Source organism: Micromonospora mirobrigensis, assembly GCF_900091555.1.
Taxonomy (GTDB): Bacteria; Actinomycetota; Actinomycetes; order Mycobacteriales; family Micromonosporaceae; genus Micromonospora; species Micromonospora mirobrigensis.
Genome location: NZ_FMCX01000021.1, coordinates 1 through 1,256, shown reverse-complemented (window position 1 = coordinate 1,256; position 1,256 = coordinate 1). Strand labels below are relative to the sequence as shown.

General features: G+C 71.2%; 1 protein-coding gene and 1 pseudogene. Both read right to left on the bottom strand.

Annotation, left to right across the window (positions count from 1 at the left end):
* Positions 1–507, bottom strand: a pseudogene (locus tag GA0070564_RS30110) (hypothetical protein); the annotation flags it as partial.
* The gene (locus GA0070564_RS28700; protein WP_091616468.1) at positions 504–1,034 is read right to left on the bottom strand and encodes a SigE family RNA polymerase sigma factor; all 531 of its coding nucleotides are present in this window, start codon (positions 1,032–1,034) and stop codon (positions 504–506) included. The pseudogene GA0070564_RS30110 and the gene GA0070564_RS28700, both read right to left, overlap by 4 nt.
* Between the last annotated feature and the right edge of the window lie 222 nt (positions 1,035–1,256).

Sequence of the window (1,256 nt, the reverse complement as noted above, 5' to 3'; positions counted from 1 at the left end):
GGCCAGGGCCTGCTTCTTCGTCATGCCCAGTTTCAACTCACCCAGCCCATCCGGGTCGAACACCAGCCGGGAACCAACGGACGGGCGGGCGCTCGGAGAGGCGCTGACGCTGGTGGACGGGCTCGTGCTCGTGGATTGGTCCGCGGTCCTCGACGCGCTCGCGGTTGCCGTCCGACTCTCGGTCGCCACCGCGGACGGGCTGACCGACGGCGATCGCGACAGCGGCTGCGCGGGTGACGGCGACAGTGACGGGGTCACCTCCACCGGCGGCGTGGTGACCACGACCGTCGGCTCCGCAGGCTGCGGCGCCACCCCCTGCCCCTGCGGCCGGATCGCCAGCGCGGTGCCGGTCGCGGCGGCGATCACCACCAGGACGGCCGCCGAGGTGGCGACGGCCCGCTGGATGCCGAGCCGGCGGGACGTACGCAATGTACGGTCGCGCAGGTCGACCGGGTCGACCTGCGCGGCCAGGCCGGCCAGGTCGGACCGGAGACGATCCTCGTTCATCGGGTACTCCCTCCCAGGACGTACAACTCGGCGAGTTCCGGGGCGACGGTACGGAGCTTGGCCAGCGCCTTCGAGGTCTGGCTCTTGACGGTGCCGACGGTCACCCCGAGCAGCTCGGCGGCCTCGGTCTCGGTGCGGTCCTCGAAGAATCGCAGCACCAGCACGGCCCGCTGCTTGGCCGACAACCTCGCCAGCGCCGCCCGCAGCGTCAACCGGAGGGTGGTCTGGTGCGCGTGGTCGGGGGTCGAGCCGCCTCCGCTGGGCTCGGGCAGGTCGCCCGGCATCGACTCGGCCACCTGGCGGCGGCGCCACCAGGAAACCTGCAGGTGGTACATGACCTTGCGGGTGTACGCCTCGGCGTTGCCGCTGTGGTGCAGCCGGTTCCACGAACGGTGGGTACGGGCCAGGGCGGACTGGACGAGATCCTCGGCCAGGTGCTGGTCGCCGGTGAGCAGGTAGGCGGAGCGCAGGAGTGCGGGGGTGCGCGTACGCACGAACGAGTCGAACTCACTCAGGAGAGGATCCACACGGGCCGGCCCTTCGGGGTCAGGTGGTGCAGCGGCGCGACGCCCTCCCAGACGTCGTCCTCCGGCACCAGGGTTGCCAGGTTCGGGAAGGATTCTCGTCACCGTCCACAAGCGAATTTACTGCGCGCGCCGAAGGGGCGGCTCCGATGTGTGGTCGGTGCCGCCCCTTCGGGTCTCGGGTGGTCTGCCCGGCCTACTCGTAGCAGTCCTGCTTGGCATCCT